Source organism: Billgrantia hypersalina (assembly GCF_052584175.1).
Genome location: NZ_JBMIQI010000011.1, coordinates 56,714 through 72,776 on the forward strand (window position 1 = coordinate 56,714; position 16,063 = coordinate 72,776).

General features: G+C 65.5%; 18 protein-coding genes. 13 read left to right on the forward strand and 5 right to left on the reverse strand.

The features are described from left to right. Positions 1-61 precede the first annotated feature (61 nt). The 4 genes from ftsY (at position 62) to rpoH (ending at position 4,117) form a co-directional block, all read left to right on the forward strand. Entirely contained in the window at positions 62-1,435 is a 1,374-nt protein-coding gene (gene ftsY / locus ACOJCM_RS07300; protein WP_445211404.1) for a signal recognition particle-docking protein FtsY, read from the forward strand. Then, complete coding sequence (gene ftsE, locus ACOJCM_RS07305) at positions 1,432-2,100, forward strand: cell division ATP-binding protein FtsE (protein WP_445211405.1); 669 nt, start codon at positions 1,432-1,434, stop codon at positions 2,098-2,100. Before ftsY ends, ftsE begins: the two co-directional genes overlap by 4 nt. Beyond that, on the forward strand, positions 2,097-3,071 hold the full coding sequence (ftsX, locus tag ACOJCM_RS07310; protein ID WP_445211406.1) for a permease-like cell division protein FtsX: 975 nt from the start codon (positions 2,097-2,099) through the stop codon (positions 3,069-3,071). The genes ftsE and ftsX overlap by 4 nt, the downstream gene beginning before the upstream one ends. 179 nt (positions 3,072-3,250) lie before the next feature. Continuing rightward, complete coding sequence (gene rpoH, locus ACOJCM_RS07315; RefSeq protein ID WP_445211407.1) at positions 3,251-4,117, forward strand: RNA polymerase sigma factor RpoH; 867 nt, start codon at positions 3,251-3,253, stop codon at positions 4,115-4,117. 68 nt (positions 4,118-4,185) lie between these two features. On the opposite strand, the gene slmA is transcribed toward rpoH, so the two are convergent. The 5 genes from slmA to coaBC all read right to left on the reverse strand — a co-directional run bounded on the left by slmA (position 4,186) and on the right by coaBC (position 9,115). After that, the gene (gene slmA, locus ACOJCM_RS07320; RefSeq protein WP_445211408.1) at positions 4,186-4,800 is read right to left on the reverse strand and encodes a nucleoid occlusion factor SlmA; all 615 of its coding nucleotides are present in this window, start codon (positions 4,798-4,800) and stop codon (positions 4,186-4,188) included. Positions 4,801-4,847: 47 nt separating this feature from the next. Continuing rightward, complete coding sequence (gene argB, locus ACOJCM_RS07325) at positions 4,848-5,768, reverse strand: acetylglutamate kinase (RefSeq protein ID WP_445211409.1); 921 nt, start codon at positions 5,766-5,768, stop codon at positions 4,848-4,850. A gap of 33 nt (positions 5,769-5,801) precedes the next feature. Next, positions 5,802-7,199 carry a phosphomannomutase/phosphoglucomutase gene (locus ACOJCM_RS07330; RefSeq protein ID WP_445211410.1) on the reverse strand — a complete coding sequence of 466 codons (1,398 nt, stop codon included), beginning with the start codon at positions 7,197-7,199 and terminating at the stop codon, positions 5,802-5,804. A gap of 101 nt (positions 7,200-7,300) precedes the next feature. Continuing rightward, entirely contained in the window at positions 7,301-7,783 is a 483-nt protein-coding gene (gene dut / locus ACOJCM_RS07335) for a dUTP diphosphatase (protein WP_445211411.1), read from the reverse strand. Between the two features lie 45 nt (positions 7,784-7,828). Beyond that, positions 7,829-9,115 carry a bifunctional phosphopantothenoylcysteine decarboxylase/phosphopantothenate--cysteine ligase CoaBC gene (coaBC, locus tag ACOJCM_RS07340; RefSeq protein ID WP_445211412.1) on the reverse strand — a complete coding sequence of 429 codons (1,287 nt, stop codon included), beginning with the start codon at positions 9,113-9,115 and terminating at the stop codon, positions 7,829-7,831. A 132-nt stretch (positions 9,116-9,247) separates the two neighbouring features. Here coaBC and radC point away from each other — a divergent pair, with 132 nt between their 5' ends. The 9 genes from radC (at position 9,248) to ACOJCM_RS07385 (ending at position 16,043) form a co-directional block, all read left to right on the forward strand. Further along, the gene (radC, locus tag ACOJCM_RS07345) at positions 9,248-9,922 is read left to right on the forward strand and encodes a RadC family protein (RefSeq protein ID WP_445211413.1); all 675 of its coding nucleotides are present in this window, start codon (positions 9,248-9,250) and stop codon (positions 9,920-9,922) included. Between the two features lie 171 nt (positions 9,923-10,093). Continuing rightward, positions 10,094-10,330 (forward strand): 50S ribosomal protein L28, encoded by a 237-nt coding sequence (gene rpmB / locus ACOJCM_RS07350; protein WP_149328717.1) that lies wholly within the window; start codon positions 10,094-10,096, stop codon positions 10,328-10,330. A 25-nt stretch (positions 10,331-10,355) separates the two neighbouring features. Beyond that, positions 10,356-10,511: a 50S ribosomal protein L33 gene (gene rpmG, locus ACOJCM_RS07355; RefSeq protein WP_016417370.1), complete on the forward strand. Its 156-nt coding sequence runs from the start codon at positions 10,356-10,358 to the stop codon at positions 10,509-10,511. Between the two features lie 130 nt (positions 10,512-10,641). Continuing rightward, positions 10,642-11,466: a bifunctional DNA-formamidopyrimidine glycosylase/DNA-(apurinic or apyrimidinic site) lyase gene (mutM, locus tag ACOJCM_RS07360; protein ID WP_445211414.1), complete on the forward strand. Its 825-nt coding sequence runs from the start codon at positions 10,642-10,644 to the stop codon at positions 11,464-11,466. Between the two features lie 24 nt (positions 11,467-11,490). After that, a complete protein-coding gene (locus ACOJCM_RS07365; protein ID WP_445211415.1) occupies positions 11,491-12,681 on the forward strand; it encodes a class I SAM-dependent rRNA methyltransferase in 1,191 nt (396 codons plus the stop codon). A 1-nt stretch (position 12,682) separates the two neighbouring features. Next, positions 12,683-12,997: a putative signal transducing protein gene (locus tag ACOJCM_RS07370; RefSeq protein WP_445211416.1), complete on the forward strand. Its 315-nt coding sequence runs from the start codon at positions 12,683-12,685 to the stop codon at positions 12,995-12,997. Between the two features lie 37 nt (positions 12,998-13,034). Continuing rightward, positions 13,035-13,469: an acyl-CoA thioesterase gene (locus tag ACOJCM_RS07375; RefSeq protein ID WP_445212061.1), complete on the forward strand. Its 435-nt coding sequence runs from the start codon at positions 13,035-13,037 to the stop codon at positions 13,467-13,469. 171 nt (positions 13,470-13,640) lie between these two features. Further along, positions 13,641-14,756 carry an alanine dehydrogenase gene (ald, locus tag ACOJCM_RS07380; RefSeq protein WP_445211417.1) on the forward strand — a complete coding sequence of 372 codons (1,116 nt, stop codon included), beginning with the start codon at positions 13,641-13,643 and terminating at the stop codon, positions 14,754-14,756. 261 nt (positions 14,757-15,017) lie between these two features. Beyond that, positions 15,018-16,043, forward strand: coding sequence for a tryptophan--tRNA ligase (locus tag ACOJCM_RS07385; RefSeq protein ID WP_445211418.1), 1,026 nt, complete (start codon positions 15,018-15,020; stop codon positions 16,041-16,043). Positions 16,044-16,063: the final 20 nt, after the last annotated feature.

A 16,063-nucleotide genomic window follows, 5' to 3' on the forward strand; every position in this document is an offset into this window, starting at 1 on the left:
ACAGTCATGATGCGCGGTGTTAGGATGTAGCGATCATTCACCCGTGAGGCTGAATCCCCCCATGTTCGGTTTTTTCAAGCGCAAGAAGCAGGAAGAGCAGCAGGACGAGCACAAGGAACGCGACCCGGCAACGTCCGAAGAGGAGGGCGCTGGCAAGGAGCGGCCTGAAAAGGAGGCCTCGGAGCCCGAGGCCACGGAGGGGCCGGCCGGCCGGGGCGAGGCTCCCGCCGAGCCCGACGTCGTCGATGCACCGCGCCCCGAGGAGCGCGCCATGGCCGGGCCGGCAGCCGACGAGGCGCGTGAGCAGGCCGAGGCATTCGACGAGGTTGATCGGGAAGAAGAGAACGCGGTACTGCGCGAGGAATCGCTGGCATCCGAGCCGCAGGCCGAACCCGCGCCCGAACTTGGCGTGGAACCCGAATCGACACCGGAATCCGGATCGGAACCCGCTCGCACGCCGTTGCAGGAGAAGCCGGTCGCCGAGAAGAAGGGCTGGTTCGCCCGCATCCGCTCCGGTCTGGGCAAGACCCGCGCCAATCTCACCGAAGGGATTGCCGGGCTCTTCCTGGGCAAGAAGCAGATCGACGACGAGCTGATCGAGGATCTCGAAACCCAGCTGCTAATGGCCGACGTCGGCATCGAAGCGACCACCGATATCATCGATCGCCTCACGGAGCGTGTCTCGCGCAAGGAGCTAAAGGAGCCGCAAGCGCTCTATCGCGCCTTGCAGGACGAGCTCGCCGCCATGCTCGACACCGTGGCCAAGCCGCTGGTACTGCCGGCCAAGGGCGAAGGGCCTTTCGTGATCCTGGTGGTGGGCGTCAACGGGGTGGGCAAGACCACTACCATCGGCAAGCTGGCCCAACGCTTCCAGCGCGAGGGGCGCAGCGTGATGCTGGCCGCCGGTGATACCTTTCGTGCCGCCGCGGTGGAGCAGCTCAAGGTGTGGGGCGAGCGCAACAGCGTACCGGTCATTGCCCAGCACACCGGTGCCGACAGCGCCTCGGTGATCTACGATGCGGTAGCCGCCGCCAAGGCGCGGGGCATCGACGTGCTGATCGCCGACACGGCCGGCCGCCTGCACAACAAGGGGCCCCTGATGGAGGAGCTCAAGAAGGTACACCGGGTAATGGGCAAGCTCGACGACAGCGCGCCCCATGAAGTGATGCTGGTGCTCGACGCCGGTACCGGCCAGAACGCGCTCTCCCAGGCCAATACCTTCAACGAGGCGGTGCCGGTCACCGGCATCACCCTGACCAAGCTCGATGGCACCGCAAAGGGAGGCATCATCTTTGCCCTGGCCAAGCAGCTGGGTACGCCGATCCGCTTCATCGGCGTGGGTGAAGGACTCGATGACCTGCGTCCCTTCGAGGCCCGCGACTTCGTCGATGCGCTCTTCGACCAGGGCGACGAGGGAGCCGCCTCCGCGCCATGATCCTGTTCGAGCATGTGGGGAAGCGCTACGGCGGACGTTTCGAGGCGTTGGCCAATATCGATTTCCGCGTGCAGCGTGGTGAAATGGTCTTTCTCACCGGCCATTCCGGCGCCGGCAAGAGTTCGCTGCTGCGCCTGATCATGCTGTTGGAACGGCCGACCCGCGGGCGTGTACTGGTGGCGGGACACGATATCGGTCGCCTGCATCCCAGCCAAGTGCCGTTCTATCGGCGCCAGATCGGTGTCGTGTTCCAGGACCACCAGCTGCTTTTCGATCGTTCCATCTTTGATAACGTGGCGCTGCCGCTCGAGATCCGCGGCGTCGATCCGCGCGAGACCGCCCGGCGGGTTCGAGCGGCGCTGGACAAGGTGGGGCTCCTGCATCGCGAGCGTGCGCTGCCTATCGAGCTGTCGGGGGGGGAGCAGCAGCGGGTCGGGATCGCCCGCGCGGTGGTCAACAAGCCCTCGCTGCTGCTCGCCGACGAGCCCACCGGCAATCTCGACCCGCAGCTCTCGGCCGACATCATGGCGCTGTTCGAGGATTTCAACCGCATCGGCACCACAGTGATGGTTGCCAGTCACGACCTGGCGTTGATTGCCCGCCTGCGACACCGTGTACTGCGCCTACGTGACGGGCGTCTCGTCGCCGACGAGGAGGCCGCGTGAGCCGCAAGCCTGCCACGCCGCCCCGCGGCGCCCGCAGCCAGCGAACGCGCTCGTCGAGCCGTTTTCGCGGCTGGCTGCGTCACCATCGCGCGATGTGCCTCGCCAGCGCCCGCCGACTGTTGCGCTCACCCATCGGCAGCCTGCTGACCATGCTGGCCATCGCCATTGCGCTGGTACTGCCGGCGGCGCTGTGGCTGGCGCTGGACAGCGCGCGCCTGCTCGACGCCGAGCTCGACGAAAGTGCCACCCTGACCGTCTACCTGGCCCACGACGTCGATGCGGCCCAGGCCGGGCGCATCGACGAGGCGGTGGCGGCCCATGAGGGAGTGGAGCGCACCCGGCTGATCAGTGCCGCCGAGGGCATGGCCGAGTTTCAGCAGGCTTTGGGCCTGGCCGATGCCTTGGGCCGTCTCGAGGAGAACCCGCTACCGGCCAGCATTGTGGTGGTGCCTGACGATCCGAGCCCGGAGGCCGTACGCCAGCTGGCCGATTCGCTGGAAAGCCTGACCGGCATCGACGAGGCCCGCCTCGACCTGGCCTGGCTCGAGCGCCTGCGCCACCTGGCTGCGCTCGGTCGGCATCTGGCCCTTGCCCTGGCCGTGCTGTTCGGCCTGGGCGTGCTGCTGGTAGTGGGCAATACCATACGCCTGGCGGTGGAGAGCCGTCGCCAGGAGATCGAGGTGGTCATGCTGATCGGTGCCACCCACGCCTTCGTGCGTCGCCCCTTCCTCTACAGCGGGGCCTGGTATGGTCTCGGCGGCGGGCTGCTCGCCTGGGGACTGCTGGGGCTCGGCAACCAATGGCTGGCCTCGCCGGTCAGTGCGCTGGCGGCCAGCTACGGTGCCCACTACACTCTGCCGCGTCTGGGTGCGGAGGGCTCGGCAACGCTGCTGTTGTGCAGTACACTATTGGGCTGGCTGGGTGCCTGGATCGCCGTGAGCCGCCATCTCGCGGAGGTTCGGCCGCGTTAAGGCGCCCAGATCAGGCCGCGTGGAAGCGTGGCGCGTCGAAACGGGAAGTGTGCCCTGTCGCGGATCGACGCTGCGCTCGCCCCTGCCACGCTGTGTCAGGAAGGGAACGTTATCGGTTATCGCTCGTCTAATCAGGCGGTTGGTAAGGCGTATCAGGTTTTTCAAGGAGACAACCCGCAATGAGCACTAGTCTTCTGCCGGTGGGTCAGCTTTCGCCGGGGCATGATCTCAACGGGTACATTCAGGCGGTCAACGGCATTCCCATGCTGTCCGCCGAGGAAGAGCGTGAGCTCGCCTTCCGACTTCACGATGAGGGCGATCTGGAGGCGGCGCGTCGTCTGGTGCTGTCGCATCTACGCTTCGTCGTGCACATTGCGCGCAGCTACTCCGGCTATGGCCTGCCCCAGGCTGACCTGATCCAGGAAGGCAACGTGGGCCTGATGAAGGCCGTCAAGCGCTTCGATCCCAACCAGGGCGTGCGCCTGGTTTCCTTCGCCGTGCACTGGATCAAGGCCGAGATTCATGAGTTCGTGCTGCGCAACTGGCGCATCGTGAAAATCGCCACCACCAAGGCCCAGCGCAAGCTGTTCTTCAACTTGCGCAGCGCCAAGAAGCGCCTGGCCTGGCTGAACAACGACGAAGTCGATGCCATCGCCCGCGACCTCGACGTCAAGCCGGAGGTGGTACGCGAGATGGAGGGGCGGCTCGCCGCTCACGACGCCGGTTTCGACGCATCCCCGAGCGAGGAAGAGGACTCGCCCTACCAGGCGCCGGTCCACTATCTGGACGATGACGGTTCCGACCCGGCCGTCCAGCTGGAGGACAGCGACTGGGAAGACGACGCCAGCCGTCGATTGCAGATGGCCCTCGAAGCGCTGGACGAACGCTCTCGTGATATCCTCCAGCGTCGCTGGCTGGCCGACGACAAGGCCACGCTGCACGAGCTGGCCGATGTCTATGGCGTTTCCGCCGAGCGCATTCGCCAGCTCGAGAAGAACGCCATGAAGAAGATTCGCCAACAGTTGAGCGACACCCTGGCAGCCTGAACGCCTCTATCGCCAATACGCAAAAGCCCCGGTTCAGCGAACCGGGGCTTTTGCGTGGGGGCCTGCGGCTAGGCGCTCTGCGTGATCGGCGTGCGCATCAGTTGCGACGAGAGCAGTATCCACTGGTCGTCCCAGTGCTCGGTGGGGCGGCGCTGGAAGTCGCTGCGCACGTATTGGGAAATGCGCCCTTCGGCCATGGCAATCAGCAAATTGGCGGTGGCCGACACCGTCAGCACGGTACGCCGGCGCTCGCGCAGCTCCGCTTCGCGCAGGACCTGCTTGAGCTGGGTTTCCAGGCGCTCGAAGAGCTGATGGATGCGCAGCCTGAGCCGAGCGGTCTCCCCGGTCAACACGTCGCCTTCGAGCAGACGTGAAAGCCCCGGGTTCTTTTCGGCAAAGGCCAGCAGCAGGGTGAGGATCTGGCCGCAGCGCGGCACGGCCTCGGGAAAGTCCTCGAGAATGCGGCTGATACGCTCGAACAGCGTCTCCTCGATGAATTCGATGAGGCCCTCGAACATGCGGGCCTTGCTTGGGAAATGGCGGTACAGCGCGGCTTCTGAGACCCCCACCTGGCGCGCCAGCGCCGCAATGGTGATGCGTTTGCCGCTGTCCTCCTCCAGCATCTGGGCGAGCGCCTGCAGGATCTGCTCGCGCCGGCTGGTTGGTTGCGTTGCCTGCGTCATGTCGATGTTAGTCTTCTGGTTATTGAGATGGCCCGAGGCGCCTGGCCTCAGGCGCTGTCGTTCCCTTGCTGTTCGGCATCGGTGATCAGGGTGCCGACACCCGCGTTGGTGAATATTTCCAGCAGCGTGGCGTGAGGCACGCGGCCGTCGATGATATGAGCGCTCTTGACCCCTCCCTTGACGGCCTCCAGCGCGCAGCGGATCTTCGGCAGCATACCACCGTGGATGGTGCCGTCGGCGATCAGCGCATCCACCTGGGCGGTCGTCAGCCCGGTGAGCACCTCGCCTTCGGCATTCATCAGGCCGGCGACGTTGGTCAACAGCATCAGCTTCTCCGCCCCGAGCGCTTCGGCCACCTTGCCGGCCACCAGATCGGCGTTGATGTTGTAGCTGTGCCCCTTGGCATCGACGCCGATAGGCGCGATCACCGGGATGAAGTCGCGCTCGGCGAGCATCTCGATCAGGTCAGTGGAGACATGCTCGACTTCGCCGACGTGACCGATATCGATGATCTCGGGGACGGTCATCTCGGGTGTCTTGTGCTCCACCTTGAGCTGGCGCGCGCGTATCTGGGCCCCATCCTTGCCGGTGAGGCCGATCGCCTTGCCGCCGCACTGGTTGATCAGGTTGACGATTCCCTTGTTGACCAGCCCGCCGAGGACCATCTCCACCACGTCCATGGTCTGCGAGTCGGTGACCCGCATGCCGTTGACGAAGCGCGACTCGATCTTCAGCTTGCCCAGCAAATCGCCGATCTGCGGTCCGCCGCCGTGCACCACCACCGGGTTGATGCCGACCTCCTTCATCAACACCATGTTGCGCGCGAAGGAGTCGATCAGGGTGTCCTCGGTCATGGCGTTGCCGCCGTACTTTACGACGACGGTCTTGCCGGAGAAGCGCTGGATGTAGGGAAGTGCTTCGGAAAGCACTTCCACCACCAGCCGCGGGTCACGAGTCGTTTCGGTCATGGTCCTTCCTTAAAGGATACGGAAACGCCGCCGTCAGCTCGGCAGCGTCAGTGCCGGGTCGACCTGCGCGAGGGCGTCGGCGAAACGCTGGCGTATGCGCTCCAGGGCGGCGTCGTTCTTGCCCTCGAAACGCAGCACCAGTACCGGCGTGGTGTTCGAGGCGCGGCACAGGCCCCAGCCGTCGGGGTAGTCGACGCGGATACCGTCGAGGGTGGTCTTGACGCCATCGTCGCCGAAGTCGCCCTCGCGGGCCAGCTTGTCGACGAGGTCGAACTTGTTCTCGTCGGTCACGTGCACGTTGATCTCGGGCGTGCCGATATCCTGCGGGTAGCGGGCGAAGAAAGTGTCGGCGTCCTCTTCCTGCTTGGACAGGATCTCCAGCAGCCGGGCGGCACCATAGAGGCCGTCGTCGAAGCCGTACCAGCGCTCCTGGAAGAAGATATGGCCGCTCATCTCGCCGGCGAGCGCCGCGCCGGTTTCCTTCATGCGCGCCTTGATCAGCGAATGGCCGGTACGCCACATTTCGGGCGTGCCGCCGGCACGCTCGACCACGCCCGCCAGGTTGCCGGTGCATTTGACGTCGAAGATGACCCGGGCGCCGGGGTTGCGCGACAGCATGTCCTCGGCGAAGGCCATCATCAGGTGATCGGGGTAGATCAGCTTGCCGCTCGGCGTGACCACGCCGAGGCGGTCGCCGTCGCCGTCGAAGGCCAGGCCGATGTCGGCGCCGGTCTCCTTCACCGCGCGGATCACGTCCTGCAGGTTCTCCACCTTGCCGGGGTCGGGGTGGTGGTTGGGGAAGTTGCCGTCGATCTCGGCGAACAGCGGCACGGTCTCGGCGCCGAGCTTCTCGATCAGCTTGGGGCCGAGCTCACCGGCCACACCGTTGCCACAGTCCACCACGGCCTTGATCGGGCGTTCCAGCTTGACGTCGCCGACGATACGCTCGAGATAGGCGTCGCGCAGGTCGTCCTGGCGCACGCTCCCCTGGCCCTCGCTGAGGTCGCCGGATTCGATGCGCCGATAGAGCGCGGTGATCGCTTCGCCGGAGAGCGTCTCGCCGCCCAGCACGATCTTGAAGCCGTTGTAGTCCGGCGGGTTGTGGCTGCCGGTGACCATCACGCCCGAGGCAGTGCCGTCGAGCACGTGGGTGGCAAAGTAGAGAACCGGCGTGGGCACCATGCCGATGTCGATCACGTCGCGCCCGGCGGCAGTCAGGCCGCGAATCAGCGCCTCGCTGAGCCGCGGGCCGGAGAGACGGCCGTCGCGGGCCACGACGACGGTGGATTCGTTGCGTGCAGCGGCTTCCGAGCCGATCGCCCGGCCAATCTTCTCGACGGTGGTCTCGGTCAGGGTGTCGTCAACGATGCCCCGAATGTCGTAAGCGCGGAAGATGGAGGCCGGTACGCTGCTGTTCTTGACTTGGCTCATAGCGGTTCCTTGTCAGACAGTGGTAGATACATGTGTCCAGGTTGCGATAGGCGCCGCCGGCAGTTCCTTCCCTGGAACGGCCGGCTGCGATGCATCGTATGTCAGTGGCGGCCCGAACTGCCGAAGCCGCGCTCGCCGCGCAGGCTGGCCTCGAAGTCGTCGACGACCTCGAGCTCGGCTTGCACCACCGGCACCAGCACATACTGGGCCAGACGCTCGAATGGCTCCAGTACGAAGGCGGTGCTGCCGCGGTTCCAGGTCGAGATCATCAGCTCCCCCTGGTAGTCGGAGTCGATCAGGCCGACCAGGTTGCCGAGCACGATGCCATGCTTGTGGCCCAGCCCCGAGCGCGGCAGGATCATCCCGGCGAGCCCCGGGTCGCCGATATGAATGGCGAGCCCCGTGCGGATCAGCTCGCACTGACCGGGTTCGAGGGTCAGCGGTTCGTCGAGCAGGGCCCTCAGGTCCATCCCGGCAGAGCCCAGGGTGGCATACTGCGGCATGTAGTCGTGCAACCGCACGTCGAGCACCTTGACCTCCAGGCGCGGTCGGGCGGTAGGCCTGGCTTGTGGTGAATCGGGCATGGTCATTCCGTCGGGTTCGCTGATGTTCGGGACAATAACAGGGGTTCAGTGTACGGGGCGCGAGGCCAGGCAGCCCAGCGCTCGCACGATCACCGCGCGGGCAAGCTGGGTCTTGGGCTGTGGCGGCAGACCCTCGCCGCCCTCACCGTCGCCGTCGCGCCACAGCAGCAAGGCGGCGTTGTCGTCTGCACCGAAGCCGAGACCGGCGTGGGAAACGTCGTTGGCGACGATCATGTCCAACCGCTTGCGTTCGAGCTTGTCTCGGGCGTAAGCCTCCAGGTCGCGGGTTTCCGCAGCGAAGCCCACTACCAGGGGGCGCCCGTCGGCCGCATCGCGCGCCTGGGCGATATCGGCAATGATGTCGGGATTCTTGACCAGTCTCAGGGTCAGGCCATCCTCGCCCTCGCGCTTCTTGATCTTGTGCTCCGCTGCCGACTCGGCGCGGTAGTCCGCCACGGCGGCGCAGCCGATGAAGATATCGCATTCGCCCGCCAGGCGTCGGCTCGCCTCGTGCATCTGCTGTGCCGTCTCCACGTCGATACGCGTCACGCCCTCGGGAGTCGGCAGGCTCACGGGACCGCTGATCAGGGAGACTTGTGCGCCGAGCTCGACGGCGGCGGCGGCCAGGGCGAAGCCCATCTTTCCCGAGCTGTGGTTGGAAAGATAGCGCACCGGGTCGAGGGGCTCGCGGGTAGGACCCGCGGTGATCACGATATGCAGGCCCTGGGCTGATGGGTTCTCCGGGGGAGCGAGCGGGGTGGGCGCTGCCCCGTCGGCCTGCGGGATGAGCTCGGCTACGATCGCCTCGGGCTCGAGCATGCGACCCGGCCCCACGTCGCCGCAGGCTTGGTCACCGCTGGCAGGGCCCAGCAGTCGCCAGCCGTCCTGCTCGAGGCGGGTGGCGTTGCGTTGCGTGGCGGGGTGTCGCCACATGGCCTGGTTCATGGCGGGCGCCAGCAGCTTCTCGGCTTCGCTGGCCAGGCACAGGGTGGTGAGCAGGTCGTCGGCCATGCCTTGTGCGAGCCGTGCCATCAGGTCGGCGGTGGCCGGGGCGATCAGGATCGTCTCGGCCCAGCGGGCCAGCTCGATATGGCCCATGCCGGCCTCGGCTTCGGGGTCGAGCAGCGAGGTGCGCACCGGCTCGCCGGTCAGCGCCTGCAGCGTCAGCGGCGTGATGAAGGCCTGAGCGCCCTCGGTCATGACCACGCGGACCTCACTGCCCGCCTGCTTGAGCAGCCGGGCGAGCTGGGCGCTCTTGTAGGCGGCGATGCCGGCACTGATGCCGAGCAGGATGCGCCGGCCGGCGAGCCGATTGACGGTCTGCATTGCCATGGTGACTTCCTGCACTGATACCGACCGCCTACCTTACCACTGCCGTTGAAGTTGCGCAGCCGCAGCCTTTCGTGTCGATCGGTTACAATTACTGACTCCTACTCACCAGGAAGCGTAGCAAGGAGACACGGGATGTCGATTCGCAACTGGCCCGAAGGGGAACGCCCGCGGGAAAAACTGCTGGCGCTGGGCGCCGAGGCGCTCTCGGACGCCGAACTGCTGGCGATCTTCCTGCGTGTGGGCGTGGCGGGGCGCTCGGCGGTGGATCTGGCACGCGACCTGCTCACGGCTTTCGGCGGCTTGCGTCAGCTGCTGGAGGCCGACCAGACACGCTTCTGCGCCGAGCGCGGGTTGGGCATGGCCAAGTTCGTGCAGCTTCAGGCCACTCTCGAATTGTCGAAGCGTCATCTGGCCGCGCAGCTCGCCCGCGGCAACGCCTTGACCTCGCCGACCCTGGTGCGCAGCTATCTGGCTACCCAGCTGCGTCACCTGGGCCACGAAGAGTTCGCCGCGCTGTTCCTCGACACCCAGCACCGCGTCATCCGCTTCGAGTCGCTGTTTCGTGGCACGCTGGACAGTGCATCGGTCTATCCCCGTGAGGTGGCGCGACGCGCGCTGGAGCTGGGTGCCGGGGCGATCATCTTCGCCCACAACCATCCCTCGGGCGTGGCCGAACCCTCTCATGCCGACCGGCGCATCACCGAGCGGCTGCGCGAGGCGCTGGGATTGTTCGAGATACGTGTGCTGGATCACTTCGTCGTCGGCGACGGGGAGGTGGTCTCCTTCGCGGAGAGAGGGTGGCTTTAGCGGACAGGGAGTGTAGAATGCGCCGCTACTATTGCCTGCCGGGGCGCACTCTGCTATAAAGTGCAGCCTTTGAATTCCCTTGGGTCAAATGACAACGGGGTCGTTCCCGGTTTGCCCGACAGGTTTTGAACACACAGGTTTGACCACCTGGCCAAGCGGTTGGAGGCTCCCATGTCCAAAGTATGTCAGGTTACCGGCAAGCGCCCGGTAACTGGTAACAACGTTTCACACTCCCAGCGCAAGACTCGTCGTCGCTTCTTGCCGAATCTCCACACCCACCGTTTCTGGGTGGAGTCAGAGAATCGCTTCGTCAAGCTGCGCATCTCCTCCAAGGGCATGCGCATCATCGACAAGAAGGGCATCGACGCGGTGCTCAGCGACATCCGCAAGCGCGGCGAAGCCGTCTAAGCGATCATTCAGGGAGTAAGCAGTCATGCGTGACAAGATCAAGCTGGTATCCAGCGCCGGTACCGGCCATTTCTACACCACTGACAAGAACAAGCGGAACACGCCGGACAAGCTCGAATTCAAGAAGTACGATCCGGTCGTCCGCAAGCACGTGATGTACAAGGAAGCCAAGATCAAGTAAGCCGTGTGCAGGCCCGCCATGGCGGGCCCCGGCAAGGCTTGAGGCTTCCAGCCGCAGGTAGCAAGACCTGTCCTCCTGAACCCGGTCTCATGGCCGGGTTCAGGCGTATCTGTTTCCCGGATATCGCATCATGCCCGAACTTCCCGAAGTCGAGACCACCCGCCGCGGTATCGCGCCTCACGTGGAGGGACGCGAGGTCGTCGAGGCGATCGTGCGTCAGCCGCGTCTGCGCGTGCCGGTGCCCGACGATTTCATCGACCGCCTGGTGGGCTCTCGCATCGGCACCCTGGCGCGGCGAGCCAAGTACCTGCTGCTGCCTCTCGAGGGCGAAGCTGCCGGCAGCTTGCTCTGGCATCTGGGTATGTCGGGCAGCCTGCGCATCGCCCGGCTGGGCGAGCTGCCGAAAAAGCACGACCATATCGATCTTGTGTTCGGCGACGGCGTCATCCTGCGTTATCACGACCCGCGTCGCTTCGGCTTCGTCGACTGGCTGGCCGTCGACGCCGAGCGTGATCCGCGGCTGGCGAACCTGGGGCCCGAGCCGCTGTCGGACGCCTTCGACGGCGAACGGCTCTACCGCCTCTCGCGCGGTCGGCGCATGGCGGTCAAGCCATTCCTGATGGACAATGCGGTGGTCGTCGGGGTGGGCAATATCTACGCCAGCGAGGCGCTGTTCCTGGCCGGCATCGATCCGCGCCGCGCGGCGGGGCGCATCTCCCGCGAGCGCTACGAGCGGCTGGCAGCGGCAGTTCGCGAGGTGCTTGCGGCGGCCATCACCCAGGGCGGAACCACATTGCGCGACTTCGTCAGCGGCACCGGCGAGCCAGGCTATTTCAAGCAACGCCTCAACGTTTATGGCCGCCACGGCCAAGGCTGCCGTCGCTGCAACGGTGAGCTGCGCCTGGTGACGCTGGGCCAGCGAGCCAGTGTCTTCTGTCCGGCTTGTCAGCGCTGACTTTTCCTAATCAAGAGACCCACCATGACCCAGACCCTGCGCCTCAAGAAGAACGCCGACCGTCGCCTCAAGGCCGGTCACCTGTGGCTCTACTCCAACGAGGTCGACATCGAGGCGACACCGCTCAAGGGGCTCGAGCCGGGCGCCCAGGTGGTGGTCGAAGCCGCCAACGGCAAGGCCATGGGCGTGGCCTACGTCAATCCCAACTCGCTGATCTGCGCGCGGGTGGTATCGCGCGATCCCGGTATGCGTCTCGATCGTTCGCTGCTGGTGCATCGCCTCAACCAGGCGCTGTCGCTGCGCCAGCGCCTCTATGCCATGCCGTTCTATCGGCTGGTACATGGCGAAGGCGACCTGCTGCCGGGGCTGGTGGTGGACCGCTTCGACGACGTGCTGGTGGTTCAGCTCAACACCCTGGGCATGGAGCGCCTGGCCGAGGAGGTCGTGGCGGCACTGGACAAGGTGCTTTCGCCGCGGGTCATCGTGTTCAAGAACGACTCCTCCGGACGCCGCCAGGAGCAGCTCGAACGCCAGGTCACCGTGGCCAAGGGCGAGCTCACCGGTCCGGTACTGTTGGAGGAGAACGGCGTACGCTTTCACGTGCCGGTGCTCGACGGGCAGAAGACAGGCTGGTTCTTCGATCACCGCGCCAACCGCGCCTGGCTCAACAACCTCGTCGCCGGCAAGCGGGTGCTGGACGTGTTCAGCTATGTGGGCGGCTGGGGCGTGCAGGCGGCGGCCCACGGTGCCAGCGAAGTGCTATGCATCGATGCCAGTGCCCAGGCCCTGGAGCGGGTCGCCGAGAACGCGGCCCTGAACGGTCTGCACGAGCAGGTGGCGGTAGGCGAGGCCGATGCCTTCGAAGCCTTGGCGGCGCTGAAAGCCGACGGCGAACAGTTCGACGTGGTGATCCTCGACCCGCCGGCTTTCATCAAGAAGCGCAAGGACATTCCCAACGGCGAGCGTGCCTACGCCAGGCTCAACCGCGAAGCCATGCGACTGCTGGGCCGCGATGGCCTGCTATTGTCGGCCTCGTGCTCCATGCACCTGGCCCAGGAGCGTCTGGTGGAGGTAGTTCGAGGTGCGGTGCGTCACCAGGATCGTCACGGCCAGCTGATCTACCAGGGGCACCAGGCGGGGGACCATCCGGTCCACCCGGCCATCCCCGAAACCGCCTACCTGAAGGCCTTGGGCGTGAGAGTTTTCAGGGATTGACATGATCGGCTACGTTCGCGTCTTCGCCCACTCCAATGCGCTGCTGGTCAGCCACGTACGCAACGTGCTGGCGGCGGCGGGCATTCCCGTGGAGCTGCGTAACATGGTGCTGGGTGGCGGTGCCGGCGAACTGCCGCTGGGCGAGTGCGAGCCCGAGGTCTGGGTGGCACCGCACAACCGCGAGCGCGCCGAAGCCCTGATCCATGAGGCCATGACGGGCATCAGCGAGGCACCGGGATGGACCTGTTCCGGCTGTGGCGAGGCGCTGGAAGGCGCGTTCGACACTTGCTGGTGCTGCGGCACGACAAGAGCTTGACCTGACGAGATAGCCCACCGAGGAGAGCAGCATGTTACTGAAGTGGGATCTTCCCGACCCGTTCATCGTCGAACTCGAGGTGGAGGGCTCTGCCATCGATGAGTACGGACATGCCAACAATGCCGAATACCTGCGCTGGGTCGAGCAGGTGAGCTGGGCCCATTCAGAGCATCTTGGCCTCGACCTGGCGCGCTATCGCGAGCTGGACCGCGCCATGGCCGTGCATCGCCATGAGCTCGATTACCTGGCGCCGGCCTTCGAGGGGGAACGTCTGCAATTGGCCACTTGGATCGTGGGTTGCGACGGCCGCCTCACCCTGACACGACGCTTCCAACTGATTCGGCCCGCTGACGGCCGGACCTTGCTGCGGGCCAGCACCCGCTTTGCCTGCATCGAACTCTCCAGCGGCCGGCCGCGGCGACTGCCTGCGGAGTACGTGGCCATCTACGGGGATGCCCTCATTGCCGTATAAAGCTAAAATTTTTTTGCTGAAACATGCTTTGAAAACCTGATTTTCTGCTCGAAAGTTCCATTTCCTGAATTTTTGCCGTTCTTGCTCACCGGTGCTTCATGTTTGGCCTGCCTGTGCTGTAATTCGCCTGTCTTATCCTAACAACAGGCGTTGAACGCTCGGGAGGTGCCCATGAAGATCGCCGTGCCGAAGGAAATCAAGAACCACGAATATCGCGTCGCCCTGACCCCCACCGGCGCTCGGGAACTGGTGACGCGCGGTCACTCGGTGACCCTCCAGGTCGGTGCCGGTGAGGGTGCCGGCTTCCTCGATGCCGACTACGAAGCGGCGGGAGCCAGTCTCGAGGCGAACGTCGACACCCTCTGGGCCGGCGCGGAGCTGATCCTCAAGGTCAAGGAGCCACAGCCGGAGGAGGTCGCGCGCCTCACCCGTGGCCAGACCCTGTTCACTTATCTGCACCTGGCAGCCGAGGAGAAGCTCACCCGTGGGCTGATGGAAAGCGGTGCGACCTGCATCGCCTACGAAACCGTCACCGACCGCCAGGGTGGCCTGCCGCTGTTGGCCCCGATGAGTACCGTGGCCGGCCGCATGGCAATCCAGGCCGGTGCGCACAGTCTGGAGAAGGCCCAGGGCGGCTCCGGCGTGCTGTTGCCCGGCGTACCCGGCGTAGCTCCTGGCAGAGTCACCGTGATCGGTGGTGGCGTGGTAGGCGAGAACGCCGCCCGTATGGCGCTGGGCCTGGGCGCCGAGGTGACCGTGCTCGACAAGTCGATCCCGCGACTGGAAGTTCTCGACGACCGTTACCAGGGCCGCATGAAGACCGTCTTCTCCACCGCCGATGCCATCGACGAGGCGGTGCGCGAGAGCGACCTGATCGTCGGCGCCGTATTGATTCCCGGCGCTGCCGCGCCCAAGTTGATCACCCGCGCGATGCTGGCCGACATGAAGCCCGGCAGCGTACTGGTGGACGTGGCCATCGACCAGGGCGGATGCTTCGAGACCAGCCGTGCAACCACCCATGCCGAGCCGACCTACATCGTCGACGGCATCGTCCACTACTGCGTGGCCAACATGCCGGGTGCGGTGGCACGCACCTCCACCCAGGCGCTGACCAATGCCACCATGCCGTTCGTCCTCGCCCTGGCCGACAAGGGCTGGAAGCAGGCGCTGACCGATGATGCCCACTTCCTGCCGGGGTTGAACGTCCACGACGGCCAGGTCACCTACCGCGCCGTGGCCGAAGCCTTTGGCCTTGAAAGCGTCGACCCCGCCAGCTTGGTGCGGTAACGGCACGACTCGGTGAAAAAGCCCCGGCGACAGGTCGATGCGGGGGCGCTCTAAGCCCCTCGCGGGACGCGAGATTCTTCATCCCTGAAGAATTCTCCGCTTCGACCTGTCCCCGGGCCTCCAGCCAGGTCCCGACAGATGCATCACTGCAGCTCACATGGCCCGCAGAGGCTGGTTTCGAGCATCGTCACGGCAGGTCGCCTTGACCGCGCCCTCGCGTTACCATAGCGGGCATTTCCGACAGCAGAGTCCGCTTTCCTCATGAGTGCAGCTTCCCAGAAGACCCGCGTTCTCACCGGTATTACCACCACCGGGACCCCTCACCTGGGTAACTACGTCGGTGCCATCAAGCCCGCCATCGCCGCGAGCCAGGACCCGAGCGTGCAATCCTACTATTTCCTTGCCGACCTGCATGCGCTGATCAAGTGCCAGGATCCCAAGCGGGTACAGGAATCTCGCCTGGAGATTGCGGCCACCTGGCTGGCGCTGGGCCTCGACACTGACAACGCCATCTTTTACCGCCAGTCGGACGTTCCCGAGATTCCCGAACTGATGTGGATGCTCTCCTGCGTGTGCGCCAAGGGGCTGATGAACCGCGCCCACGCGTACAAGGCGGCGGTCGCCGAAAACGAGGCGGCCGGCAACCAGGACCCCGACAAGGGCATCACCATGGGGCTGTTCGGCTACCCGGTGCTGATGGCGGCCGACATCCTGATGTTCAATGCGCACAAGGTGCCGGTGGGCCGCGATCAGGTCCAGCACATCGAAATGGCCCGCGACATGGCAGGGCGATTCAACCACCTCTTCAAGGGCGAGTTCTTCACCTTGCCCGAAGCCGTGGTGGACGACGACGTGGCGGTGCTGAACGGCCTCGATGGGCGCAAGATGTCCAAGAGCTACAACAACACCATCCCGCTGTTCGTCTCCGAGAAGAAGCTGCTCAAGCTGGTGCGCAAGATCAAGACCAACTCGCTGGAACCCGGCGAGCCCAAGGATCCCGAGGGCTGCACCCTGTTCCAGATCTACTCCGCCTTCGCCACCCGCGAGGAGCGTGAGGCGATGCGCCGCGAGTACGAGAACGGCATCGGCTGGGGCGAGGTCAAGAACCGCCTGTTCGAGCACCTCGACGCGCGGCTGCGCGAACCCCGGGAACGCTACCAGGCGCTGATGGAGGAACCGGGGCATATCGAGAGCGTACTGCTCAAGGGCGCCGAGCGGGCGCGTGCCGAGGCCGCGCCGTTCATGGACAAGCTGCGTCAGGCCGTGGGGCTGGGCCGCTTCGTCTGATACGTAACGTCCTCCTGCGG